This is a genomic window from Variovorax sp. MSC1_012, assembly GCF_023667525.1.
Classification (GTDB): domain Bacteria; phylum Pseudomonadota; class Gammaproteobacteria; order Burkholderiales; family Burkholderiaceae_C; genus Variovorax; species Variovorax beijingensis_B.
Genome location: NZ_CM174443.1, coordinates 4053809 through 4077571, shown reverse-complemented (window position 1 = coordinate 4077571; position 23763 = coordinate 4053809). Strand labels below are relative to the sequence as shown.

At 68.2% G+C, this 23763-nt stretch carries 18 protein-coding genes; 14 read left to right on the top strand and 4 right to left on the bottom strand.

Annotated features, from left to right (window positions below; translation table 11 throughout):
- The first annotated feature begins 2 nt into the window (after positions 1-2).
- The 4 genes from L1081_RS19080 to L1081_RS19065 are packed head-to-tail and all read left to right on the top strand — an operon-like array spanning position 3 to position 4657.
- Complete coding sequence (locus L1081_RS19080) at positions 3-2540, top strand: DUF2169 domain-containing protein (RefSeq protein WP_489413577.1); 2538 nt, start codon at positions 3-5, stop codon at positions 2538-2540.
- A 4-nt stretch (positions 2541-2544) separates the two neighbouring features.
- Positions 2545-3645 carry a pentapeptide repeat-containing protein gene (locus tag L1081_RS19075; RefSeq protein WP_489413576.1) on the top strand — a complete coding sequence of 367 codons (1101 nt, stop codon included), beginning with the start codon at positions 2545-2547 and terminating at the stop codon, positions 3643-3645.
- Positions 3642-4250, top strand: coding sequence for a DUF3540 domain-containing protein (locus L1081_RS19070; protein ID WP_489413575.1), 609 nt, complete (start codon positions 3642-3644; stop codon positions 4248-4250). The genes L1081_RS19075 and L1081_RS19070 overlap by 4 nt, the downstream gene beginning before the upstream one ends.
- An 11-nt stretch (positions 4251-4261) precedes the next feature.
- Positions 4262-4657 carry a PAAR-like domain-containing protein gene (locus L1081_RS19065; protein WP_489413574.1) on the top strand — a complete coding sequence of 132 codons (396 nt, stop codon included), beginning with the start codon at positions 4262-4264 and terminating at the stop codon, positions 4655-4657.
- A gap of 22 nt (positions 4658-4679) precedes the next feature.
- On the opposite strand, the gene L1081_RS19060 is transcribed toward L1081_RS19065, so the two are convergent.
- The 3 genes from L1081_RS19060 to L1081_RS19050 are packed head-to-tail and all read right to left on the bottom strand — an operon-like array spanning position 4680 to position 7816.
- On the bottom strand, positions 4680-5486 hold the full coding sequence (locus L1081_RS19060) for a protein phosphatase 2C domain-containing protein (protein WP_489413573.1): 807 nt from the start codon (positions 5484-5486) through the stop codon (positions 4680-4682).
- Positions 5479-7401, bottom strand: a complete 1923-nt coding sequence (gene tagH, locus L1081_RS19055; protein WP_489413572.1) for a type VI secretion system-associated FHA domain protein TagH — start codon at positions 7399-7401, stop codon at positions 5479-5481. The genes L1081_RS19060 and tagH overlap by 8 nt, the downstream gene beginning before the upstream one ends.
- A 43-nt stretch (positions 7402-7444) precedes the next feature.
- On the bottom strand, positions 7445-7816 hold the full coding sequence (locus tag L1081_RS19050) for a TssQ family T6SS-associated lipoprotein (RefSeq protein WP_489413571.1): 372 nt from the start codon (positions 7814-7816) through the stop codon (positions 7445-7447).
- Positions 7817-7980: 164 nt separating this feature from the next.
- Here L1081_RS19050 and tssJ point away from each other — a divergent pair, with 164 nt between their 5' ends.
- The 6 genes from tssJ to L1081_RS19020 all read left to right on the top strand — a co-directional run bounded on the left by tssJ (position 7981) and on the right by L1081_RS19020 (position 17985).
- Positions 7981-8496 carry a type VI secretion system lipoprotein TssJ gene (gene tssJ, locus L1081_RS19045; protein ID WP_489413570.1) on the top strand — a complete coding sequence of 172 codons (516 nt, stop codon included), beginning with the start codon at positions 7981-7983 and terminating at the stop codon, positions 8494-8496.
- Between the two features lie 243 nt (positions 8497-8739).
- Positions 8740-10035 (top strand): type VI secretion system baseplate subunit TssK, encoded by a 1296-nt coding sequence (gene tssK, locus L1081_RS19040; protein ID WP_230537948.1) that lies wholly within the window; start codon positions 8740-8742, stop codon positions 10033-10035.
- An 8-nt stretch (positions 10036-10043) separates the two neighbouring features.
- The gene (locus tag L1081_RS19035) at positions 10044-11423 is read left to right on the top strand and encodes a DotU family type VI secretion system protein (RefSeq protein WP_489413569.1); all 1380 of its coding nucleotides are present in this window, start codon (positions 10044-10046) and stop codon (positions 11421-11423) included.
- Complete coding sequence (tssM, locus tag L1081_RS19030) at positions 11423-15058, top strand: type VI secretion system membrane subunit TssM (protein WP_489413568.1); 3636 nt, start codon at positions 11423-11425, stop codon at positions 15056-15058. Before L1081_RS19035 ends, tssM begins: the two co-directional genes overlap by 1 nt.
- Position 15059: 1 nt before the next feature.
- Positions 15060-15785, top strand: a complete 726-nt coding sequence (tagF, locus tag L1081_RS19025) for a type VI secretion system-associated protein TagF (protein ID WP_145738560.1) — start codon at positions 15060-15062, stop codon at positions 15783-15785.
- A gap of 31 nt (positions 15786-15816) precedes the next feature.
- A complete protein-coding gene (locus L1081_RS19020; protein WP_489413567.1) occupies positions 15817-17985 on the top strand; it encodes a protein kinase domain-containing protein in 2169 nt (722 codons plus the stop codon).
- Between the two features lie 28 nt (positions 17986-18013).
- Here L1081_RS19020 and L1081_RS19015 read toward each other — a convergent pair whose 3' ends face one another.
- Positions 18014-19564 carry a YifB family Mg chelatase-like AAA ATPase gene (locus L1081_RS19015; RefSeq protein ID WP_489413566.1) on the bottom strand — a complete coding sequence of 517 codons (1551 nt, stop codon included), beginning with the start codon at positions 19562-19564 and terminating at the stop codon, positions 18014-18016.
- A 217-nt stretch (positions 19565-19781) separates the two neighbouring features.
- Here L1081_RS19015 and L1081_RS19010 point away from each other — a divergent pair, with 217 nt between their 5' ends.
- The 4 genes from L1081_RS19010 to L1081_RS18995 all read left to right on the top strand — a co-directional run bounded on the left by L1081_RS19010 (position 19782) and on the right by L1081_RS18995 (position 23757).
- Positions 19782-20606 (top strand): TorF family putative porin, encoded by an 825-nt coding sequence (locus tag L1081_RS19010; protein WP_489413565.1) that lies wholly within the window; start codon positions 19782-19784, stop codon positions 20604-20606.
- Positions 20607-20676: 70 nt separating this feature from the next.
- A complete protein-coding gene (gene glnK, locus L1081_RS19005; protein ID WP_007833403.1) occupies positions 20677-21015 on the top strand; it encodes a P-II family nitrogen regulator in 339 nt (112 codons plus the stop codon).
- A gap of 22 nt (positions 21016-21037) precedes the next feature.
- Positions 21038-22564 carry an ammonium transporter gene (locus L1081_RS19000; protein WP_489413564.1) on the top strand — a complete coding sequence of 509 codons (1527 nt, stop codon included), beginning with the start codon at positions 21038-21040 and terminating at the stop codon, positions 22562-22564.
- 260 nt (positions 22565-22824) lie between these two features.
- A complete protein-coding gene (locus L1081_RS18995; protein WP_489413563.1) occupies positions 22825-23757 on the top strand; it encodes an SMP-30/gluconolactonase/LRE family protein in 933 nt (310 codons plus the stop codon).
- Positions 23758-23763: the final 6 nt, after the last annotated feature.

The following is a 23763-nucleotide window of genomic DNA, read 5'->3' as shown; positions in this document are numbered from 1 at the left end:
TCATGCGCACCGTCAAGCCATTTCGCCTGGGATCGCTGACGCGGCCCTACAAGCACCGCGGGCAGTGCCAGCTCGGCATTGCAAGCCTTGCGATGGTGTCGATGGAGGAGTCCAGCCAACGCCTCCTGCCCGAGTCCGCGCTCTGGAAGCTGTTCGCGCAGGCGGCCGGTCCGTCGGCGATGCTGGATGCCGCCATTCCCAAGCTCGGCGGCGAGTTCCTGGTTTCGGGGCTGGCCTTTCCACGCGATGGCTCGGACCGCACGCACTCGGCCGTCGCGGTGAATCTTGCTGGCAGAGAGAAGCGGCTGAGCATCTTCGGCGACCGCTACTGGATGTCCGGCAGCGCGAGCCACCCGCTGCCTTTCGATGCAATGCCGATCGACGCGGCACACGCCTTTGGCGGTGCAGCGGACACGCGAAATCCGCAAGGCAAGGGGCTGGATCCCGTCGACGTGAACGGCCTGCGCCTGGTGCCTCTGCCCAACATCGAGACACCGGGCCGCCAGGTTGCCAAGCCGGGCGATCGCCCGGAGCCCGCCGGCTTCGGTCCTGTCGACATCATGGATCCCTCGCGCGCGCGGCGCGCCGGTACCTATGACGACCGCTGGCGCGAGTTCGATTTTCCGGGCTTTGCCGAAGACGTCGACTGGCACTACTTCAACATCGCACCCGGCGACCAATGGCTCGACGTGCTGGCCGCCGATGCGCCCTTCGAGCTGGTGGGCCTGCATCCCTCCAGGCCGGTCATCCGCGGCCGCCTGCCCGGCCTGCATGCGCGTTGTTTCGTACGCCGCCGCGGCAGCGAGGCACTGGACGAAGTGGCAATGCGGTTGACTACCGTCTGGTTCATCCCGCACCTGGAGCGGTTGATCCTCGTGTATCACGGCGCTGCCGACGTCGCGTACGACGATGGCGGCGACGTGACGGACCTGATGCACGCGATCGAACGCAACGGTGAGGCTCGTCCAGCAGCCCACTACGCCGAAGTCCTGCGCCTGCGCACGGCGCCGCGCACCGGCGGCCTGGCCATGCTGAAGGAGTCGGATCTGGTTCCGGCGGGACTCTATGTCGACGAGCCGGAATGGGGGCTCGCCGCCAATCCGCAACGCTCACCCCAGCTCGAGGAAGCGAGATTGCGCCACCAGGCCGAGATGGCGCAACTCGACGAGAAGCTCGGGCCCTACAAGGCCGATGCCGACACCCCTGCTGCTGCGCGCCGGCCGCCTCGCCTTCCGGAGACCTTCGACCAGCTCCACGACTTCTACCTGGCGCACAGGGCGGATGCGGAACTCGGCGCGGATGGCTCGAAAACGTCGCTGATCAAGCGTTCGCGTGAGTTGCGCGATGCGCTGTCGAAGGTCAAGCAGGCCGGCCACATGCCAGGGCCACGCCTTGAAGGCGGACCGCCGCGCATCGATCCGCCGCCTCCAGAGGCTCAGGCGCTGTATGCCGGCGGCAGGCCGGCGCCCGACATGCAGTCACTTGCGATGAGCGGCTATCTGCAGACGGCCCACCTGCGCGCGGCAGCGCCACGCCAGGCGAACGGAAAACGCGAGCAGGTGCTGGAGGCGATTCGCACCGGCACGTCATTGGGCAAGGCCGACCTGACGGGCGCCGACCTGTCGCAACTGACGCTCAGCGACTTGGACTTCGAGGGTGCCCAGCTGGAGGGCGCCGATTTCACCGGCGCAACGCTGACGGATTGCCGCTTCAGGAATGCCGTGCTGTCGCGTGCGCGCTTCGCCGCTGCCACGATGGCCCGGTGCCATTTCGACGGCGCGAACCTGGGAAAGAGCGAACTCTCCGACCTCGCGGTTACTGAGTGCACGTTCGAGGGTGCGATCTTCGAGCAATCGCGCTGGAACCGTGCCCGCTTCAAGGACTGCCGGTTCGCCCATGGGCGCTGGCGCTCGCTGCGTGCCGACGACGTCGAGTTCACAGGCACGGGCTTCGTCAACTGCACTTTCATGCAGGCATCGATGAAGGCCATGCGCTGGCATTCGTGCAAGCTCGAACGAACGGCCTTCGTCGAGGCCGATTTCGAGCAATGCGCGTTCGAGTCCTGCGAGCTGGCACCGGTGCTGTTTCGCATGTTGCGCAAATGCGCGCCGACGCGCTTCTCGCAGTCGCGCCTGCACCAGTCCTTCTTCTCGCCGGAGTGCGGCTTCGCGGGCTCGCGGTTCGACGGCTGCCAGTTTTCCGAGACCTCGCTGCGCGGCCTGGACCTGTCGGGAGCGGACTTCGGCGATGCCGTGCTCGACGGGCTCGATTTTTCGGAAGCCAGGCTCATGCGCTGCAGCTTCGACCGCGCATCGGCGCAAGAGGCGCTGTTCATTCGCGCAGACCTGAGCGGCGCCAGCCTGCGGGCTGCGAACCTGGCGCAGGCAATCTTCAAGTCGGCCCGGCTGAACGATGCCTGCCTCGACGGCGCGAGCCTGTACCAGAGCGACCTCTCCATGGTCGAGGCGAACGCGGGAACCTCGTTCGACCAGGCGTTGACGACATGGATGAATACCAAGCCGGTGTTCAGGGCGAAGTGAAGCAATGCCGATGACATCATGGGAAGAACTCGTCCACCAATGCCGCCAGGGCAAGCCGACCGCATCGATCGTGTTCGAAGGCGCCGCGCCAACCGAGATGCGCCTGGTGGGCGGCATCGTGCAGGACTGCAGCTTCCAGGCGGCGCAACTGGCGGGCGGCACCTGGAGCGACATGCAGTTCATTCGCTGTCGCTTCATCGGCGCAGTCTTCGAGCGCCAGCGCTTCGAGCGGGTGCAGTTCATCTCCTGCACCTTCGAGGATTGCACATGGACACAGCTCGAGGTGGCCGGCCTGGTCATGGTCTCGTGCGAGTTGCGGCGACTGGGCTTTGCACAGGCGCGCTTCGCCGATTCGGTCTGGAGCAAGAGCGTGATTGCGCAGATGCACTTCGAAGGGGGCGAGTTCGACCGCTGCGCCTTCATGGATTGCGCTGACTTCGAGATGTCTGCGCAGGACACGCGCTTTGTGCGCACCGTCTTTCATCACCTGTCGCTCTCGCGCTGCGTATTGCCGGGCTGCACCATCGGCAATTGCGTGCTGATCGCCATCGAGGCGGCGGGCTTCTCTTTCGCCGGCATGGCGCTCGCCATGACCCAGTTCACCGACAGCGACCTGCGGCGTTGCGACTTCACCGGCTGCGACCTGCGGCAGGCCAATTTCAAGGGCGCGAATCTCGCGGGTGCCGTGCTGCTGCGGGCCATGGCCACGCATGCGCTGTTCATCGGGGCAAATCTCGAAGGCGTCGATGCCACGGCCATTCATTGCCCACAGTCGATCTTCGACGGTGCCGCGCTCACGCGAAGCCGCTGGGATCGTGCGCATATGGACCAGTCGATGCTTCGACGCACTACTTGCCACGAAGCCGTTTTTGCGGAAGCATCGCTCATCTACTGCGACTTCTCCCATGCCGACGTCAGCGCCGCGGACTTTCGCGGCGCGAGATTCGGACGGACGAACTTTCATCAGGCCGCCCAGGAAGCGGCGCTCTTTTCGGACCGCGCCGGCATCTTGATGGCCGACGACAAACTTAGCGAGGCAGAGAAATGGAAGCAACCCGAGCATCGACAGGCCATGTTCCAGCAAACATCGACGAAACGGCGTTGAGCCAGTCCGGCCCGGTGCATGCCGAAGCCGAAGTGGTGGCGCAGGACCAGGGCAATGCACTGCTGGTCCGGCTGGCCAGTGAACTGCTTGCGGCGCGGCGTGCCGTGAGCTGCCTCGTGGCGCCGATGCCCGGGGACAAGGTGCTGCTGAGCGGTGCACGCGAAACCGGGCTGTGGGTCATCGCGGTGCTCGAGAGCCGCAACCCCGGGCAGCAATTGCTGCTGGACGGCGATACCCGCCTGGTGGTGCGCAATGGCGACCTGAGCTTGCAGAGCGACAAGAACATCGCGCTGGATGCCGACTCGATCGCCCTGCGCGCGAAGTCGACGCTCAGCATGCTGTGCGAGCGCGCCGTCTCCACTTGTGCGCAATGGCTCGGGCACATCGGCCTGTACCGGCTGGTGGGCAAGGAGATGGAGACCGCGCACGAGCACGTGAGCATGCATGCGGCCACCACGGTGCGCACAACGGAAATCAGCGAGACGGTGCGTGCCGGACACCTCGACTGCCAGGTCGAAGGCGTGCTCGAACTGCACGGCCACGCCACCTTCATGAGCGGCAAGACGCTGCTCAAGTTCGACAGCGAACAAGTCCATCTCGGCTAGGAGCAAGACCCATGTGTTTCGCCTGCTGCCAACTCTCCGGCTTCGATTTCGGCCTTCCGGACGTGTGCCTGACACCACCGGTGCCCGTGCCCGTGCCATACCTCAACGTCGCGGCCGGCATGACCGCTATCCCCAACGTCACCAACATCCTCGTGCTGGGCATGCCCCAGCACAACATGGGCACGAAGATTCCTTTCAGCAATGGAGACAACCCCGGCGTTTCGCTGGGCGTGGCCTCCGGATCGGTGATGGGCCCGGCCCAGCCCGTGGCGAACTGCGCCTATACGGTTATCGTCAAGGGAATGCCAGCCAGCCGGATGGGCACCGTATCGATCCAGAACCGGACCAATGTGCCGGGCGTCCGGGGAACGCCCAGCCAAGGCAGGGTCTTGGTCCCCGCGGCCTGAGCGCGGCGTATCTCAAAGAACTTCAAGCCGGCCGCGCCGTCCCCGCCAGCGTCACCTGCTGCGGAAACCCCACCCACACCGCCAGCGCCGAATAGTTGTCGCGCGACTCGTCGGCCTTGGCTTCGGCCGCGCGGCGCAGCAGGGCGAGCCATTCCTCGGCGCTGTCGGCGAGTTGCAGCGAGCGTTCCATCACCTGCTGCGAAATGAGCTGCCAGAGGCCGTCGGTGCACAGCAGGAACGCATCGCCGTCGGCGAGCCGCTGCGGCGTCGACACGGTGGTTTCCGCCGTGGCCCGGGCGCCGAGCGCGCGATACAGCAGGTTGGTCTTCACCAGCCGCTCGCCGCCGTTGGCACCGTTGCCGAGGGCCGCTTCGCCCGAGCGCTCCGACAGGCTGTGGTCTTCGGTGCGCTGCATCAGCGCGCCGCGGCGGAACCAGTAGAGGCGGCTGTCGCCCACATGGGCCCAGCAGGCCTGGCCGCTGGTGCGGTCCACGAACAGCGAGACGATGGTCGCGCTCATCCGGCTCTGATCGGCCAGCTCCCGCTGCTTGGCGAGGATGGCGTCGTTGGCGGCCTTTACGGCCTGCAGGATGTCGTGCTGCGCCACCGAGGGGTTGTCGACGAAGGTGTTGAGCGCGGTATCGACCGCGATGCGTGCGGCCAGTTCGCCGCCCGCGTTGCCGCCCACGCCATCGCTCACGACGAAGCAGGCGTTGTATTCGTCCAGGTGATAGCCAATGGCGTCCTGGTTGCCGCTGCGCTCGCCCACGCAGGAGAACTGCGAGGTCGAGATGGGCACCGCGAACGCGCGAGGGGTGGTCTCAAGCACGGCGCGCCTCCTTCAGCCGTTCCATCTCCTTGTCGTAGGCCTGCTGGAAGGCCCGGCCGAAGACGGCCTGGAAATCGTCCTCGACGGCGGCGGTGGTTTCGGCATGCAGTTTCTGCAGCTGGCGCCACAGGCGCGCCTCGCGGCCGCCGGGCAGCAGCTTCTCGCCCAGCCCGCCGTCGTGCGGCGTGGCGGTGTTCAGCGCCGTGGGGTCGAAGCGCTTGAGCACCGTGAGCAGCGCGGCGCGCATGCCGGCCACCATGCCGAGCTGATGCGACTGCAGGTCGCCGAGCGCGTCGTGCACGGCGGCCTCTGGCGACAGGAAGCCGGGCATGCGCGCGCCGAACATCTGCATCAGCACGGCGCGGCCGTTGGGAAGGATCTTGAAGGGGTTGTTCTCTTCGTCGACGATCATCGTGATCTCGGCACGCACTTCGCGCTTGAGCATGGCGCGCGACGAGAGCAGTTCGATGGTGCCGTCGGTGAACGCGCGCATGAGCCGGCCGAGGCGCCGCATGGCTTCGGCGTCCAGCGGCTGCTGGCCGGCCACGTCGGGCACGCCGGCGCCTTCGAGGAAGGCCTTGAAGAGTTCGTCCGAAGAGGACGGTGCCGATGGCGGCGCTGCGACAGGGGCTGGCGGCGCGGCCACGGGTGAAGGTGCGGCAACAGGCTTCGGCTGCTGCGTTGCGGGCGGCTCCGGCAGCGCGGCCTTCGGGGGCAGCGCAACATCCTCCACGCGCGCGGCCGCGACGGGCACCGGTGCTGGCGGTGGCGGTGGCGGTGCTGGCGGTGGCGGTGGTGGTGGCTCGGCCTGCGTGGATGCCTGCGGTTCGGCCGGCTTCGCAGCCGGCGGATCAAAGGGAACCGGGTTCGGCGGCCTGAACTGCGCCGTCAATTCACGCGCATGGTTCGAATGGCTGTAGCCCTGCGGGGCCGCCGCGGGCCTGGCCAGCAGATCGATTGCCGGGTGCACGTCGCTGAGCGGATCTTCGTGGGTCAACGCGGTGGGGCGCGGATCGGACAGCGGCGAGGGCGCGTCGTTGTCGGCGGCAAAGAAGGACAGCGGGTCCATGCCGCGCTTGAGCGCCACGTCGGACATGCCGTCTTCCGCACGCGGATTCAGCTCGGCCAGCGGATCGATCGGATTCCTGCGCGCCTGCGAGGGCAGCTCGAAGGGCTCGTGCGCCATCGGGTCGGGCATGGGCTCGGAGGCGCTCGCCTCGCGGCGCGGCGCGTTCGCGAGGATGGCATCCCAATCGGCGGCGGAGGGAATCTGCGAGGCGCTCGTCTGCGTGATTGCCGGTGATGGCGATGGCGATGGCGACGTCGCAGGCACCGGCGCGGCCGCCAATACCTGTGCGGGCGGTGGTGCCGGCACGGCCGGCGGTGGCGGCATCGCCACGGTCACGGGCTGCGTATCGCCGATCGGCAGCGCGCCGGCGCCGAAGAGGTCCGAGAACACATCGGAGACGGGTGCCGTCGGCAGCAGCGAGTCCATCGGCGCCGGCGCCATGGTGCTGGCCGGCGGTGCGCTGCGCACAGGTGCGGCCGGCGGGGGGGCCGCCGCCATCAGCGGCGCGGCGGGCTCGACGGTCGCGCCGCGCTGCCCGCTTCCGGCCACCAGCACATAGCTTCCGATGGTCACGCGGTCGCCATCGGCGATCGGCGCTTCCTGCTCGTGCTGCAGCGTGCGCTCGTTGACGCCGATGGGCAGCACCGCGCTCATGTTGCGCAGCACCGCCGCGCCACTGTCGTCGAAGCGCACCGTGGCCTGCAGGCGCGAGATCTGGCGCTGCTCGTCAGGCAGCACCAGGTGGTTGTCGGGGCTGCGCCCGATGGTTCCTCCGGGTGCCGCGAGCAAGGCCGACGGGCCCGCGGTCACCGGCTTGCCGGCATGTTCGATCACCGTCCAACGCATGGCATCTCCGTGTTGATGTCGAGCCGAGGCTCCCTTGCGGCGTTCAACGCTTCATTCGCTTGGCGGCCTCGAAGGCAGGGCCCCACACCGGGTGCTTGCGCTCTGCAACGGTGAGGTCGAAGTTCGGGAACGCATCGATGAGCTTGCGGAATTGCGCGCGGCATTCGGGCACCTGGTTGGCCACGCAATAGCTGAACGCCTCGAGCTTCATGGCGTCGAGCCGCGTGGCCGGCTCCGCGGCCTCGAACACCGAGACGCCGCCGCTCTTGAGCGTGGTGATGGCCTTGGCGTAGTCGCCCTCGTCATAGGCCTGTTGCGCGCGTTCGAGCGTGCTGCGCGCGACTTGCTGGCTCAGGCGTTCGGGTTGCGGCGGCTCGGGCGGGGGTGTGGTCGTGCAGCCAGCAAACAGAACCAAGGTGAACGCCAAAGCAGGCAGACGTGACTTCAATCTTCTCTCCTACCTTGCAAAAGGCAATGCTTGAGATAGTGTGCCGCTGTCATGCGACAGGCACGCGATGCGACGCGATTCGTGCGCACGACTTCGATAATATAGGCCGCGAACCACTAGGGAAGATCTCAATGCATCGACGAACCCTGCTTCAAGGCGCACTTGCAACCGCACCGTTGCTTGGTGGCCTCAGTGGATGCGCATCGACTGCGAAGTCATTGCCCACGCCCTACGCCGTGACGATCAGGATCGACGACGGCGTCAACCCCGACGGACGCGGCCAGCCGGCGCCGATTCTCGTCAAGGTCTTCGAACTGAAATCTTCCGGTAACTTCGAGACGGCAGACTACTTTGCACTACAGGACCGCGACCGCGAAACGCTTGGGGCGGAACTCGTGAACGCCGACCAGGCCATCATGCGCAGCGGCGAAGAGCGTGTCTTCAAGCGCGAGGCAGGACTCGACTCGCGCGCCATCGGCATCATCGCCGGCTACCGCAAGCTCGAGGCCGCGCGCTGGCGCATCGTGCTGCCGCTCAAGGAGCCGAAGCAAACCAATCTGTACAAGGTGTGGCAGTTTTCTCCGAGCGAGCAAGCTGTGCGCATCGTGATCCGCAAGAGCGGCATCGAGTTACTACCAACTCGTTAATTTCGCAGCTTTGTAGCTAAAAAGTGCGAGGAATTCGCACGCGAAATGCGGTGCAAAACGTAAGAAGCGCCGTGTAGCATCAGAGAAAAAAACCGAATCAATCGGGAGGTCGTTAACAAGCACCTCCCGCTTCAGTGTGGGCACTCCCCAGGAGGTTCTTTGGTGACAGTTCGCAATCCGGGCGCAGGAAAACAGGGCGCCCTTCCGCAGGCATTGGCGAATCGCGTGGTGTGGTCCGAAGGCATGTACCTGCGGCCGCAGCATTTCCAGCAACTGGAGCGCTATGTGGAGCAGTACGTCACGCGCCGTACCGCGGGCCTGCAAGGTGCCTATTGGGGATGGCTCAGCCTGGACATCGATCGCGATGCCCACGCGCTCGGCCGCGTGTCGCTGCTCGGCGGCGCCGGCGTGCTGCCCGATGGCACGCCGTTCTCGTTCGGCGCCGAAGATGCACCGCTGCCCTACGAGGTGCCGAGCGACCTGACCGATGAACTCATCGTGCTTGCGCTGCCGCTGCGCCGCACCGGCAGCGAAGAGGTCATCTTCGCCGACGACGAAGGCTCGGCCGCGCGCTTCGGCGTGATCGAGCGCGAGGTGGCCGATGGAAATTCGGTGGCGCTCGGCCCGGCGGTGCTGCAGCTTGCGAAGCCGCGCCTGCGCCTTGCGCGCGCATCGTCGCTTACGGCGGAGTGGCAGGCCATCGGCGCGGTGCGCGTGATCGAACGGCGCACCGACCACAAGCTGGTGATCGACGCCAACTACATTCCACCGGTGCTCGATGCATCGGCGCACCCCATGCTGCGCAGCATGGTCGCCGAACTGCACGGCCTGCTCACGCAGCGTTCCGAGGCCCTGGCCTCGCGGCTCTCGCAGCCCGGCCGCGGCGGCGTGAGCGAGGTCTCCGACTTTCTCCTGCTCGAGCTCGTCAACCGCTATCTCGCAACGACTTGGCATGCGCAGCACGCGGTGCAGGTGCACCCCGAGGAACTGTTCATCGACTGGTTCAAGCTGGCCTGCCATCTCGCCACGCACACCTCGCCCACGCGGCGTCCCGTGGTGTGGCCGAAGTACGACCACGACAATCTCAACGAGACCATCCGGCCGCTGATGGAAGAGCTGCGGCGCTCGCTCTCGGCGGTGCTCGAGCAGAGCGCCATCGCCATCGAACTGGAGGAGCGCAGCCACGGCGTGCGCGTGGGCCGCATGCCCGACCCGGTGCTGGTGCGCAACGCGGGCTTCGTGCTCGCGGTGCATGCCAACCTGCCCGCCGATGCGATCCAGCAGCGCTTTCCGACGCAGGTCAAGATCGGTTCGGTGGAGCGCATCCGCGATCTCGTGCAGCTGCAGCTGCCGGGCGTCACGGTGCGGCCGCTGCCGGTGGCGCCGCGCCAGATTCCATACAACGCGGGCTACCACTATTTCGAACTCGACAAGAGTGGCGACATGTGGCGCCAGCTCGAAAAATCGGGGGGCGTTGCAATGCACCTGGCCGGCGACTTCCCGGGGCTGGCCATGGAGTTCTGGGCAATTCGTCCGTGAGGGACCCTATGAACGGTGTCAACGACATGGCGGTCGGTCCGGGAGGCTTCGTGCCGCCCAACCCGGGCGGCGGCGCCAACAACAGCGGCAACGGCGATGCGGCAGGCATGCCACAGGCATCGCGCGGCGCGGGGCAGCAGCAGCCCCAGTCATTCACCGCATGGCATGACGCACGCCGTCCGCATGCGGGCGACACGGCACTGGCCGGCAACAACCCGCTCGTCGCGGCGGCCAACCCGCTGCTCGACCTGATCCCGCAGATCCGCGCCACCGGCCACCACGATGCGCCCGCGCAATTGCGCGAGCACCTGGTCGACGAGGTCAGGCGCTTCGAGACGCGCGCGCAGCAAAGCGGCATTGCGCCCGAAGTGATCATCGGCGCGCGCTACTGCCTGTGCACCGCGGTCGACGAAGCGGCCGCGCTCACGCCGTGGGGCGGCAGCATCTGGTCGTCGCAGAGCCTGCTCGTGATGTTCCACAACGAGACCTGGGGCGGCGAGAAATTCTTCCAGCTGCTGTCGCGGCTGGTGCAGAACCCGCAGCAGCACCTGCAGCTGATCGAACTCATCTACTTCTGCCTGGCCATGGGCTTCGAGGGGCGCTTCCGCGTCATCGACAACGGCCGCACGCAGCTCGAAACGCTCAAGCAGCGGCTGCTGCAGATCATCCGCCAGGCGCGCGGCGAGATTGCCGTGCCGCTCTCGCCGCACTGGCAGGATGCGAGCGCGCCGGTGCGCCGCACGCGCAACTGGGTGCCGCTGTGGGCCGTGGGCGCGGTGGCGGCGGTGCTGCTGGTGCTGGTGTTCGGCGTGCTCACGTTCAGCCTGGCCGGCCGTTCCGACGGCGCATTCGCCGCAGTCAATGCGGTGCGCCTGCCGCAGACGCAGCGTGCCGTAGCCGTTGCGCCGGCGCCGCAGCCGCGGCTGCAGCGCTTTCTCGAACCCGAGATCCGCGATGGCCTGCTGACCGTGCGCGACGAGGCCGACCGCAGCGTGGTGGTGCTGCGCGGCGACGGCCTGTTCGCGTCGGGCTCCGACCGCGTGCTCGACCGCTATGCGCCCGTGCTCGCGCGCGTGGCCGATGCGCTCAACTCGGTGGAGGGCAACGTGCTCATCAGCGGCTTCAGCGACGACCAGCCGATTCGCAGCGTGCGCTTTCCGTCCAACTGGCAGCTCTCGCAGGCGCGTGCCGATGCGGTCAAGAAGATGATCGCCACGCGCGTCACGCGGCCCGAGCGCCTGCGCGCCGAAGGCCGCGGCGATGCCGACCCGCTGGTGCCCAACGATTCGCCGGCCAACCGTGCGCGCAACCGGCGGGTCGAAGTGACGCTGCTGGTGGCACCCGTGGCCGCAGGCGCCGCTCCTGCACCGCAGGGAGGAACCCGCTGATGCTGCGTGCGATTTTCCGCTTTCTCGTGAGCCGCGACCTGTGGGTCTTTTTCGGCTTGCTGGCCGTTGCGTTCCTGATCTGGATCATCGGCCCCGTCATCGCGGTCGGCCGCTACCGGCCGTTCGAAAGCGAGTTCGTGCGCATCGTGGTGATCGCGCTGATGTTCGCGATCTGGATCGCGCGCGTGCTCTACCGCAAGTGGCGCGAGCGGCGCCTCAATGCGCAGCTGCTCAACCAGCTGCGCACCCCGTCGCCCAAGGAGAAGGCCGCCAAGCCCGAGGACGCGCCCGAGATCAAGGAGCTGCAAAGCGGCTTCACCGACGCGACGTCCATCCTGAAGAACATGCGCTTCGGCGCGGGCGCCGACGGCAAGCCCGCGGGGCGCTTCGCGGTGTTCGACCGCCAGTACCTGTACCAGCTGCCCTGGTACATCTTCATCGGCGCGCCGGGCTCGGGCAAGACCACCGCGCTGGTCAACTCCGACCTCGACTTTCCGCTGGCCGACCAACTCGGCAAGGCCGCGGTGCGCGGCATCGGCGGCACGCGCAACTGCGACTGGTGGTTCACCAACGAGGCGGTGCTCATCGACACCGCCGGGCGCTACACCACGCACGAGAGCAACCGCGAAACCGACGAGGGCGAGTGGAAGGGCTTCCTCGACCTGCTCAAGAAGTTCAGGCCGCGCCAGCCGATCAACGGCGCCATCCTCACCATCAGCATTGCCGACCTGCCGCTGGCCGACGATGCGCAGCGCGCGCGCCACGCCATGGCGCTGCGCAAGCGACTGCTCGAACTGCGCAACGGCCTGGGCATCAATTTTCCGGTGTACGTGCTGGTCACCAAGACCGACCTGCTGGCCGGCTTCAACGAGTACTTCGGCTCGCTGGGCCGGGCCGAGCGCTCGCAGGTGTGGGGCTTCACCTTCCCGATCGACGCCAACCCCGCGGACCCGGCCAAGGCCGACCTGCGCGAGCGCTTCCACCAGGAATACAAGCTGCTGCACCAGCGCCTGGACGAGCGCCTGCCGGAGCTGCTGGCGGCCGAGCCCGACCAGCTGCGCCGCGCGCAGGCCTACCTGCTGCCGCAGCAGTTCGCGAGCTTCGAGGACATCCTCGGCACCTTCCTGGCCGACGTGTTCAACCCTTCGAAGTTCGAAGTGGCACCGATGCTGCGCGGCGTGTACTTCACCAGCGGCACGCAGGAAGGCACGGCCTTCGACCGCGTGATGGGCGCGATCAAGCGCTACCTGCAGGTCAACGCGCCGCCCGCGCCGCCGCCGGGCCCGGGCAAGAGCTACTTCCTCAAGGAGCTGCTGCAGCAGGTGATCTTCCGCGACGCGGGCGTGGCCGGCACCAACCTGCGCTGGTACCGGCGCAAGCGGGCCATCGACCTGACGGGCTACGGCCTCATCGGCGTGCTGCTGGTGGTGGTGCTGGGTGCCTGCGTGAACAGCTGGCGCAACAACCGCGACTACGTGGCCGAGGTCGACAACAACGCCAAGGCCTTCAACAAGGCCGCGGCGCGCGGCGAGCTACCGACGGTGGTCGATTCCAACAGCGACATCGCCAGCTCGCTGCCGGTGCTCGACCGCCTGCGCGACCTGCCCAAGTCGAGCCAGTTCGACATCGGCGATCCGCCCGTGGGCTACCGCTTCGGCCTCTACCAGGGCGAGAAGCTGCAGGCCGCGACCGACGGCGTCTACCAGCGGGCGCTCGAAAGCGTGCTGCTGCCGCAGGCCGCGCAGCGCGTGGAGCAGGCGCTGCGCGAGGCCTCCAAGACCGATGCCGAATACAGCTACGAGGCGCTCAAGGCCTACCTCATGCTGTACGACGCCGAACGCTACGACGCCGACTTTCTCCAGGCCTGGCTGCTCACCGACGTCGACCGCAAGATCGGCGCCGGCCTCACGCGCGAACAGCGCACCAACCTCGAGTCGCACCTGCAGGCGCTGTTCGCCGAACGCGTGGTGACCTCGCCCTTCGCCAAGGACGACCGGCTCGTCACCGAGACGCGCAACCGCCTGGCCGGCGTCCCGCTGGCACAGCGGTCCTATGCGCGGCTGCGGCGCATCCTGCTGCAGACCAGCCCGCCCAACGCCTTCAGCATCGCGGAGGCGGCGGGGGCCGAGTCGGCGCTGGTGATCAAGCGCGCGAGCGGCAAGCCGCTCACCGACGGCATCCCGACGCTGTTCACCTACCGCGGCTACTGGGACATCTTCGACAAGCGCATGGCCGAGACCACGCTCGCGCTCGAACAGGAAGACCGCTGGGTGCTGCAGATCCGCGCGCCGGGCATGGCCGACATCACCTCGCGCGAGCTGCTGCTGCGCGAAGTGCGCCGGCTCTATCTCACCGACTACATCCGCGTCTGGGACGACTACCTGGCCGATGTCCGGCTGGCCGACAGCCGCTCGCTGCTGCAGAGCATCCAGATGACGCGCGTGCTCTCGACCAGCGAGTCGCCGATGTCGCGCCTCATCCGCGGCGCGGCGCGCGAGACCGACCTGCTGCGCAACCACGACGAGGCCACGCGCAGCCTGCTCGACCAGGCGCAGAACCGCGTGGCCAGCACGCGCGAGCGCATCGAGCAGCTCATCGGGCAGCCCGACGGCAGCCAGCGCCGCAACACCGTGCCGGACCGCCCCGAATCGCTGGTGGACAACCACTTCGCGCCGCTTCGCCGCATGGTCACCGCGCCCAAGGCCGGCGGCCAGGCGCCGATCGACGCCACCGCCGCGCTCATCAACGAGCTCTACACCTTCCTCACCGCCACCGACACGGCATTGCGCAGCGGCAACATCCCGCCATCGAGCGACGCGGTCACCAAGGTGCAGGCCGAGGCGGGCCGCCTGCCGGTGCCGTTCCAGGGCATGCTGAACGACCTCTCGGCCACCGCGTCGTCCAAGGCGGCGGCGGTGACGCGGCAGAACATCGGGCAGAACGCAGCCGCCACCATCGGCCAGTTCTGCAGCCAGGCCATTGCGGGGCGCTATCCGTTCTCGCGCGGCTCGAACCGCGACGTGGCCGCCGGCGACTTCGCGCAGCTGTTCGCGCCGGGCGGCATGATGGACGACTTCTTCCAGAAGAACCTCGCCTCGCAGGTCGACACCTCCGTCAACCCGTGGTCCTTCAAGAAGGGCGTCGACGGCAGCTCGCCGGGGCGCTCGGCCTACCTCGATTCGTTCCAGAAGGCGCAGGCGATCCGCGACGTGTTCTTCTCGGGCATGGCGGGCGGGCGCACGCCCTCGTTCACCATCGACATCCGGCCCGAGGACATGGACGCGGCCATCAGCCAGTTCACGCTCGACATCGACGGCCAGACGGTGCGCTACGCGCACGGGCCGCAGGCGCCCAGCACCGTCAAGTGGCCCGGCCCGCGCAACAGCAACCAGGTGCGGCTGCAGGTGACGACCGCCAGCGGCACGCCGGCCGGCGGCATCGTCACCGAGGGGCCGTGGGCGCTGCACCGGCTCTTCGACAAGGCCTCGATCTCGTCGGGCAGCGCGCCCGAATCGTTCAACGCGACCTTCGACCTGCAAGGCAGGAAGGTGGTGCTCGCGGTGACGGCGAACAGCGTCTACAACCCGCTGCGCCTGAACCAGATGAACGGCTTTTCATGCCCGGGGAAATCCTGAGATGAACAGCGGCATTCCTTCGCCGCGGGTGTGGGTGCCCGACGACCAGCAGATCGGCTGGTACGGCAAGCTGCCCGCGGCCGGCGACTTTCTCTATCGCCGCGTGCCGCGCGAGCTCCAGGCCTGGTGGGACCGCTGGATGCAGAACGGCCTGGGCACTTTCAAGCGCTGGCCCGACGCCATGACGCGGCACTATGTGGTGGCGCCGGTCTGGAACTTTGCGATTCCGGCCACGCAGGGCGTGGACGCGGTGCAGTTCGGCTGCCTGGCGCCCAGCTGCGACCGCGTGGGGCGCTACTACCCCGTGTGCGTGACCTTGCAGGTGGCCGCATCGAGCTACCGGCCCTCCATGCTCGAGGGCTCCGCCGCGTGGTACTGGCAATGCGGCACCGCGCTGCTGCAGGCGATCCGCCACAGCGTGGCGCCCGACCAGTTCGACCGCCAGGTGCTGGCCGCGGCCCACGGCGGCTTCCAGACCGCGAGCGGCGGCTCGGACGACATCCTTTCGATCCTCGGACCCGCGGCCGGAGGTGCTGGGGCCACAGGCGCGCAGCAGCGCCTCGGCTGGCCCGAGCTGCCGCTGTGCTTCGATGCCTTCGGAAGCACCAGCTACTGGTGGACCAACCAGGCGGACGGCTCGCCGCTGCGCACCGCCGCCCACGGCGGTGGCCTCAACACGCCGTTGTTTTCGAAGTTGTTTTCACAGGGGCATGTGCCATGGGCATGAACGACCAGACCCCCGCCGCGGGAGGAGATGCATGACGACGAACGCCAGCAATAACGACAACAGCAGCACCAGCATGCAGGCCGATCCGCAGGAGCGCCCCCATCCGCTGGACGCGGGCCACCGGCTGGACGAATTCGAGCTGCTCGAGGTCATTGGCGAAGGCGGCTTCGGCATCGTCTACCGGGCCTACGACCACTCGCTGCAGCGCGAGGTGGCCATCAAGGAATACATGCCCTCGATGCTCGCGCGCCGCGTGGGCGACGACAGCGTGCACGTGCGTTCCGACCGTCTCACGGCCACCTTCCAGGCCGGCCTGCGCAGCTTCATCAACGAGGCGCGCACGCTCGCGCAGTTCAGCCACCCGGCACTGGTGCGGGTGCACCGCTTCTGGGAGGCCAATTCCACCGCCTACATGGCGATCCAGCTCTACCGCGGCCGCACGCTGCGCCGCCTGGCCGAGGAAGAGCCGAAGAAGATCTCCGAGGCCTGGCTGCTGAGCATGCTGGGCCCGCTGCTCGGCGCGCTCGAGACGCTGCACCGCAGCCAATGCTTCCACCGCGACATCGCGCCCGACAACATCTTCATCCAGCAGGACGACCTGCCGGTGCTGCTCGACTTCGGCGCGGCGCGCAAGTCGATCGCCGACCTGGTCGACGAAGTGGCGGTGATGGTGAAGTCCGGCTACTCGCCGATCGAGCAGTACGCCGACGACAACACGCTGCTGCAGGGCGCATGGACCGACCTCTACGCGCTGGGCGCCGTGCTGTACCGCGCCGTCACCGGCCATCCGCCGCCATCGGCCGTGGTGCGCAGCGTGCAGGACGCCTACGTGCCGCTGTCGTCGCTGGGCCGCAGCGACCTGAGCCCGGCCTTCTGCGCGGCTGTCGACCACACGCTGGCCGTGCACAGCAAGGACCGCACGCAGACCGTGGCCGCGTTCGCGGCCGAACTGGGGCTCGCCAAGCTCGGCGACACCTACGTGAGCGGGCTGGCGGCGCCCACGGCCGTCGTTGCGCCGCCTGCTTCAAAGGCCGCGCCGGTCGTGGCGCCGGTGCCGCAGCAAGCGCCGGCTGCTCCGGCGCCCCAGGCATCGGCGCCGGCGGCGGCAGCAGCAGCATCGCAAGCCGCTGCATCGGCAAGTGTTGCGCGGCCTGAAGCCGCCGCTCCCGAACCCGCCAAGCCCAGGCCTCAACCCGCGTCCAAGCCCGAGCCAGCCCCCGCTCCCAAGTCCGCCGCGCCCAGGCCCGCCGCGCCGCGCGAGGCGGCGGCAGCGCCGGCACGCGCGCCATCGGTGGCCGCCGGCAAGCAGCCGTCGCCGTCCGCCGCCAGGAAATCGTCGATGCCGCGCTGGGGCCTGGTCGGCGTGCTGCTGGTGGCGCTGGTGGGCGTGGGCACCTGGATCGGCATTCACCTGACTTCGGGCCGGCAGGAGACATCGACTGCCATGGTGCCGGTGCCCCCGCCTTCAGGGCCGATGTCCGCCACCGCGCCGCCGCCCGCCGCCATGCCACCGGGCGAAAGCGCCCCCGGCGGCTCATCATCTTCGACGCCTGCGGGCGAGAACGTGGCGGCAGCGCCCGGCACGCCGCCTCCCGCGGCGGCCGCCAGCGCGCCGGCCGGCCCGTTGACGCCGCTGACCAGCGTGCCGGTCGGCGCGGCGCCAGCAGCTGCACCGGCAACACCGGACCCCGCCGCCACGCCGCCGGGCGCGACGCCCACGCCCCTGCCGCCGGAGGCCGCCATGGCCACCGCCGAAGCCGAGGACTGGAACCTGGCCCAGGCCGAGAACACGCGCGAAGGCTACGAGGCCTACCTGCGCCGCTACCGGCGCGGCCCGCATGCGCGCGATGCCCGCAACGCCATCGCCGAGCTGAACCGGCTCGCGCAGACGGTGCCCGCGGCACCCGGCACGGCGCCAACGAATTCCGTACCCACCGTGATTGCCGGCGGCCCGACACCGCCGACCGCGCCGCCGGCCGCTGCGCCCGGCATGGGACGCGTGGTGCTCAACATCCGGCCCTGGGGACAGGTCTTCGTCGACGGCGCGGAGCGCGGCGTGAGCCCGCCGCTCAAGTCGCTGTCGCTGCGCCCGGGCATCTACAACATCGAAGTGCGCAATGGCGACCTCGATGTCTATCGTCAGCGCGTGACGGTGCAGGACAGCAGGTCGGCGCCTGTGGTGAGCCACGAGTTCAAGTAGGCGCTCCTCCCGACTCTGGCGGCGACGGTCAGTTTCGCAGCGCCCTGCGGTACTGCACCGCTTCCGCCACATGCACCACCCCCACCGACTCGGCGCCCGCCAGGTCGGCCACGGTGCGCGCTACCTTGAGCGCGCGGTGCGTGCTGCGCGCCGACCAGCCGAGCTTGGCGGCGGCGTTGTAGACGAACTTGCGGGCCGCATCGTCGAGCGCGGCATGCCTGTCGATGGCGCCGGCCTGCAGCGCCTGGTTGGGGCTGCCCTGGCGCTGCAGGGCGAACTCTCGCGCGGCCACCACGCGGCTGCAGATGCTGGCTGTCGACTCGCCGGCGGGCGCATCGATGAGCTGCTGCGCCGATACCGCGGGCACCTCGATGTGCAGGTCGATGCGGTCGAGCAGCGGGCCGCTGAGCTTGCCCTGGTAGCGCGAGATCTGGTCCGGCGTGCAGCGGCAGGCCTTCAGCGTCGAGCCCAAGTAGCCGCAAGGGCAGGGGTTCATGGCCGCGACCAGCTGGAAGCGCGCCGGAAACTCGGCGCGACGGGCGGCGCGCGCGATGGTGATGGTGCCCGTCTCCAGCGGCTCGCGCAGCGCCTCGAGGGCGGAGCGCGCGAACTCCGGAAACTCGTCCAGGAACAGCACGCCGTGGTGCGCCTGCGAGATTTCGCCCGGCCGCGGGGGCGAGCCGCCGCCGCCCACCAGGGCCACGGCGCTCGACGTGTGGTGGGGCGCCGAGGTCGGCCGGTTCATCCAGCGCGCGGCCGAGAAACTGCCGGCCAGGCTGGCCACGGCCGCGCTCTCCAGCGCCTCGTCGACACTCATCGGCGGCAGCAGGCCGGCAAAGCGCTGCGCCAGCATGGACTTGCCCGAGCCGGGCTCGCCGACCATCAGCAGGCTGTGCCCGCCCGCGGCGGCGATCTCGAGGGCGCGCTTGGCGCTCGCGTGACCCTTGACGTCGGCCAGGTCGGCATAGAGCGGCGCCGGCGCCGCGGCCGCGGCATGCACCCGGGCCCAGCCGTCGGCGGCGGGCTGCTGCCCCTCTTCAGTCTGCAGCAGCGCGGCGCCCTCGGGCATGAAGCGCTGCACCACGTCCAGCAGGTGCCTGGCGCCGTACACCTCGCTGCCGGGCACCAGCGCCGCTTCCTGGGCGCTTGCGGCAGGCAGCACCAGGCGTGTCGCGATGCCGCGCGTGTGCAGGGCCAGCGCCATGGCCAGCGCGCCGCGCACGGGCCGCAGCTCGCCTGAGAGAGAGAGCTCGCCGGCAAATTCATGCCCCGCAAGGAGCGCAGGCTGTATCTGCCCGCTGGCCGCGAGGATGCCGAGCGCGATGGGCAGGTCGAAGCGGCCGGAGTCCTTGGGCAGGTCGGCCGGCGCCAGGTTGACGACGATCTTCTTGTTGTTCGGAAACTCCAGGCCGGCGTTCTGGATGGCCGAGCGCACCCGTTCGCGCGCCTCCTTGACCTCCGTTTCCGCCAGCCCGACGAGCGTAAAGCTCGGCAGGCCGTTAGCCAGATGCACCTCGACCGTGACACTGGCCGCTTCCAGCCCGAGCAAAGCACGGCTTTGCACCAAAGACAGGCTCATTCCACTCCCTCTCACCATTGTGGTGCGCCCGTTTTTGGTCGGGCTCATGCACCGCGGTGCCCCATGGGGTACCGCAACTGAACACGCTTGTAACTATTTCGCCTGGGTTGCAGGTGCGGGAGCGGCCGCCGTGCCGCAGGGCAAAACGTGCACTTTGGCACGCTCCCTGCTATGAGACGGTGTCCCCCAACAATCCAACCAACTCCGAGGAGTCCCGATGATGCACCGTAAATTCGCCCAGGCAATGGCCGTGGTTGCCCTTGCCGCCCTGCCGATGCTTGCGAGCGCACAGCTCACCGGGAATGTGGCACTGACGAGCAACTACAAGTTCCGCGGCCAGGACCAGGACATGATCGGGAACAACGACTACGCCAAGACCAAGGGCTTCAAGCCCGCCATCCAGGGCGGCTTCGACTACGCCTTCGGCGAGAGCGGCTTCTACGTGGGCAACTGGAACTCCAGCGTCAACTGGCTGCAGGGCAACAGCATCGAGAGCGACCTGTACGGCGGCTACAAGTTCAAGGCCGGCCCCTTCGACCTGGACGTGGGCGCACTCACCTACATCTACCCGGGCAACTCCATCGGCAACACCACCGAGCTGTACGGCGCCGGCACCTGGGCCGACGAAGCCATCGGCTCGTTCACGCTGAAGTACTCGCACACGGTCTCCAAGGACTACTTCGGCTATGCCGGCTACAAGTCAGGCTCGGGCCTGAAGGGCCGCAACACCGGCTACCTGAACCTGGCCTACAGCAAGGAAATCGTGCCCAAGCTCACGCTGAAGGCGGCCGTGGGCTACACCCGCATGTCCAGCGACATCCGCAGCCTGGGCTACAAGAGCTACGTGGACTACAACGTGGGCGTGTCGTACGACTTCGGCAACGGCCTGGCGCTGGCCGGCTCGGTGCAGGGCGCCAACAAGAAGAGCTCCTACCTCGCGCTGAGCAACCCGGGCGTGGACTTCGGCTTCGGCCCCATCGGCGAGCAGTACTACTCGCCCAACAAGGCGCGCTTCATCGTTACGCTCAGCAAGACGCTGTAAGCAGACACAAGAACAAGGTGCGGCCCAAGCTGCCGCACCATTCATTCCATCCAAGAAGGAGAAAGTCATCATGAAGCTGGTCACAGCCATCATCAAACCGTTCAAGCTCGATGAGGTGCGCGAAGCCCTCTCGGCCATCGGCGTGCAGGGCATCACGGTCACGGAAGTCAAGGGCTTCGGCCGCCAGAAGGGCCACACCGAGCTGTACCGCGGCGCGGAGTACGTGGTCGACTTCCTGCCCAAGGTCAAGATCGAAGCGGCGGTTTCCGACGACCTCGTCGACCGCGTGATCGAAGCCGTCGAAGGCGCAGCGCGCACCGGCAAGATCGGCGATGGAAAGATTTTTGTCTACAACCTCGAGCAGGTCGTTCGCATCCGCACCGGCGAAACCGGTCGCGAAGCCCTCTGATCCAGCCCGGAAAAAAACAACCATGAAAAAACTGCTTGTTTCTCTTGCGCTCGGTCTGAGCCTGCTCGCTGCAGGCACGGCGAGCTTCGCCCAGGCGCCTGCTGCCACGGCCGAGGCGCCGGCGGCGTCCGCGCCCGCAGCCGCCGCGCCGGCACCCGCGGCCGCCCCGGCTGCCGCCGCTCCTGCTGCCGAAGCAGCGCCCGCCGCGGCTCCTGCCGCTCCTTCCTTCAACAAGGGTGACACCAGCTGGATGATGCTGTCCACGCTGCTCGTCATCATGATGACCATCCCCGGCCTGGCGCTGTTCTACGGCGGCCTGGTGCGCAGCAAGAACATGCTGTCGGTGCTGATGCAGGTGATGGTCACCTTCTCGATGATCGTGGTGCTGTGGCTCATCTATGGCTACAGCATCGCGTTCACCGAGGGGAACGCCTTCTTCGGCGGATTCGACCGGCTCTTCATGAAGGGCGTGTTCGATCCGGCCACCGGCGTGTTCGCGCCCGGCGCCACCTTCAGCAAGGGCGTCTACATCCCCGAGCTGCTGTTCGCCGCCTTCCAGGCGACCTTCGCCGGCATCACCTGCTGCCTGATCGTGGGCGCCTTCGCGGAGCGCGCCAAGTTCTCGGCCGTGCTGCTGTTCATGGTGATCTGGTTCACCTTCAGCTATGCGCCGCTCGCGCACATGGTCTGGTTCTGGCTCGGCCCCGATGCCTACACCGCTGCCAACGTGGTGGATGCCAACAACGCCAAGGCCGGCCTGATCTGGCAGTGGGGCGCCCTCGACTTCGCGGGCGGCACCGTGGTGCACATCAACGCCGCCGTCGCAGGCCTGGTCGGTGCCTACGTGATCGGCAAGCGCGTCGGCTACGGCAAGGAAGCCTTCACGCCGCACTCGCTCACGCTCACCATGGTCGGCGCTTCGCTGCTGTGGGTCGGCTGGTTCGGCTTCAACGCAGGTTCGGCCCTCGAAGCCGGAACCAGCGCGGTGCTCGCCTTCATGAACACCTTCACCGCCACGGCCGCCGCCGTGCTCGCATGGTGCATCGGTGAAGCGCTGATGCGCGGCAAGGCCTCGATGCTGGGCGCCGCTTCGGGCGCTGTCGCAGGCCTCGTGGCCATCACCCCGGCCGCCGGCAACGTCGGCCTGATGGGCGCCATCATCATCGGCTTCATCGCCGGCTTCGCCTGCCTCTGGGGCGTCAACGGCCTCAAGAAGCTGCTCGGCGCGGACGACTCGCTCGACGTGTTCGGCGTGCATGGTGTCGGCGGTATCGTCGGCGCGCTGCTCACCGGCGTGTTCAACACCCAGGCACTCGGCGGCCCCGGCCTCGTGGGCGACTGGGTCACGGCCAGCATCGTGTCCAACGGCATCGGCGCCCAGGTCTGGATCCAGCTCAAGGGCGTGCTGCTGACCATCGTGTGGTCGGGCGTGGTGGCGTTCATTGCCTTCAAGATCGCCGATCTCACCATCGGTCTGCGTGTGTCGGAAGAAGAAGAGCGCGAAGGCCTCGACATCTCCTCGCACGGCGAGACCGCATACAACAGGTAACCCCCCAGTCTTCGCGCACTTCGTGTCGCTACGCCAACCCCCCTGCTGGGGGCAACACCAGCGGCCCGGCAAAGCCGGTTCCGCGGTGTTCCACGAAGAAGGCATATGGCGCGCAGGCTGGTTATAAAAAAACCAGGAACTCTTTTTCAGCGAGGTCTCCTTTGGATGTTCAGCCCGCGAGCGCTTCGGCGTCAGCGGGCTTTTTTTTGCCTGCGTTTTTCCTCTGGAGCGGCGATCTCCGCGCATGCACAATTCCGGGCATGTGGACCTCCATCGACAACAGCCTCTGCGAACTCGGCGAATCGCCGTTCTGGCATCCGCGGGAACGCGCCCTGTACTGGCTCGACATCCCGGGCCGCGCGGTGCTGCGCACGCGCGGCGAGATCGGCTCGCCTTCCGCCGCGGTCGAGCGCTGGGCCTTGTCCACCGAGCCCGGCTGCATGGCGCCGGCGCGCAGCGGCGGCCTCGTGATCGCGCTGCGCGACGGCATCTACCGGGCGCGCGAGTGGGGCGGTGAACTCGTCGCAATCGCGCGCGTGGAGCACGACGTGCGCACCATGCGCTTCAACGACGGCAAGTGCGATGCGCTCGGCCGCTTCTGGAGCGGTTCGATCAACGAGGCGAAAGACCGCGCCAGCGCCGCGCTCTACTGCCTCGATGCGCGCTCCGGCACCGGCGTGGCGCCGGCCCTCACGCAGATGGCCAACCAGGTGACGACGGCCAACGGGCTCGCGTTCTCGCCCGATGCGCGCACCCTGTACTGGGCCGATACGCCCGCGCACCAGGTGCGTGCCTGGGACTGGGACGCCGAAGCCAACACGCTCTCCCAGCCCCGCGTGTTCCGCCAGTTCGACGCCAAGCCCGAAGGCTGGACCCCCGGCTCGCCGGTGCGCTACGCAGGCCGCCCCGATGGCGCCACGGTCGATGCGCAAGGCCACTATTGGGTGGCGATGTTCGAAGGCGCCCAGCTGCTGCGCCTCGCGCCTTCGGGCGAGACCGTGGCTGCCGTCCCCGTTCCGGTTCAGTGCCCGACCATGCCCTGCTTCGGCGGCGACGACCTGAAGACGCTCTTCGTCACCAGCGGGCGCAAGGGTCGGCCCGCCGCCGAGATCGAGCGGCTGCCGGCCTCGGGCACGGTGATCTCCATGCGCGTCGACACCCCGGGCCTGCCGGTTGCCTTCTTCGAAGATTGAGCGGCC

Bases quoted from the DNA above. Each gene is read 5' to 3' on its own strand.
- L1081_RS19080 (WP_489413577.1), top strand. From the start codon at position 3: ATGCGCACCGTCAAGCCATTTCGCCTGGGATCGCTGACGCGGCCCTAC.
- L1081_RS19075 (WP_489413576.1), top strand. From the start codon at position 2,545: ATGCCGATGACATCATGGGAAGAACTCGTCCACCAATGCCGCCAGGGC.
- L1081_RS19065 (WP_489413574.1), top strand. From the start codon at position 4,262: ATGTGTTTCGCCTGCTGCCAACTCTCCGGCTTCGATTTCGGCCTTCCG.
- tagH (WP_489413572.1), bottom strand. From the start codon at position 7,401: ATGCGTTGGACGGTGATCGAACATGCCGGCAAGCCGGTGACCGCGGGC.
- tssJ (WP_489413570.1), top strand. From the start codon at position 7,981: ATGCATCGACGAACCCTGCTTCAAGGCGCACTTGCAACCGCACCGTTG.
- tssK (WP_230537948.1), top strand. From the start codon at position 8,740: ATGTACCTGCGGCCGCAGCATTTCCAGCAACTGGAGCGCTATGTGGAG.
- L1081_RS19035 (WP_489413569.1), top strand. From the start codon at position 10,044: ATGAACGGTGTCAACGACATGGCGGTCGGTCCGGGAGGCTTCGTGCCG.
- tssM (WP_489413568.1), top strand. From the start codon at position 11,423: ATGCTGCGTGCGATTTTCCGCTTTCTCGTGAGCCGCGACCTGTGGGTC.
- tagF (WP_145738560.1), top strand. From the start codon at position 15,060: ATGAACAGCGGCATTCCTTCGCCGCGGGTGTGGGTGCCCGACGACCAG.
- L1081_RS19020 (WP_489413567.1), top strand. From the start codon at position 15,817: ATGACGACGAACGCCAGCAATAACGACAACAGCAGCACCAGCATGCAG.
- L1081_RS19015 (WP_489413566.1), bottom strand. From the start codon at position 19,564: ATGAGCCTGTCTTTGGTGCAAAGCCGTGCTTTGCTCGGGCTGGAAGCG.
- L1081_RS19010 (WP_489413565.1), top strand. From the start codon at position 19,782: ATGATGCACCGTAAATTCGCCCAGGCAATGGCCGTGGTTGCCCTTGCC.
- glnK (WP_007833403.1), top strand. From the start codon at position 20,677: ATGAAGCTGGTCACAGCCATCATCAAACCGTTCAAGCTCGATGAGGTG.
- L1081_RS19000 (WP_489413564.1), top strand. From the start codon at position 21,038: ATGAAAAAACTGCTTGTTTCTCTTGCGCTCGGTCTGAGCCTGCTCGCT.
- L1081_RS18995 (WP_489413563.1), top strand. From the start codon at position 22,825: ATGTGGACCTCCATCGACAACAGCCTCTGCGAACTCGGCGAATCGCCG.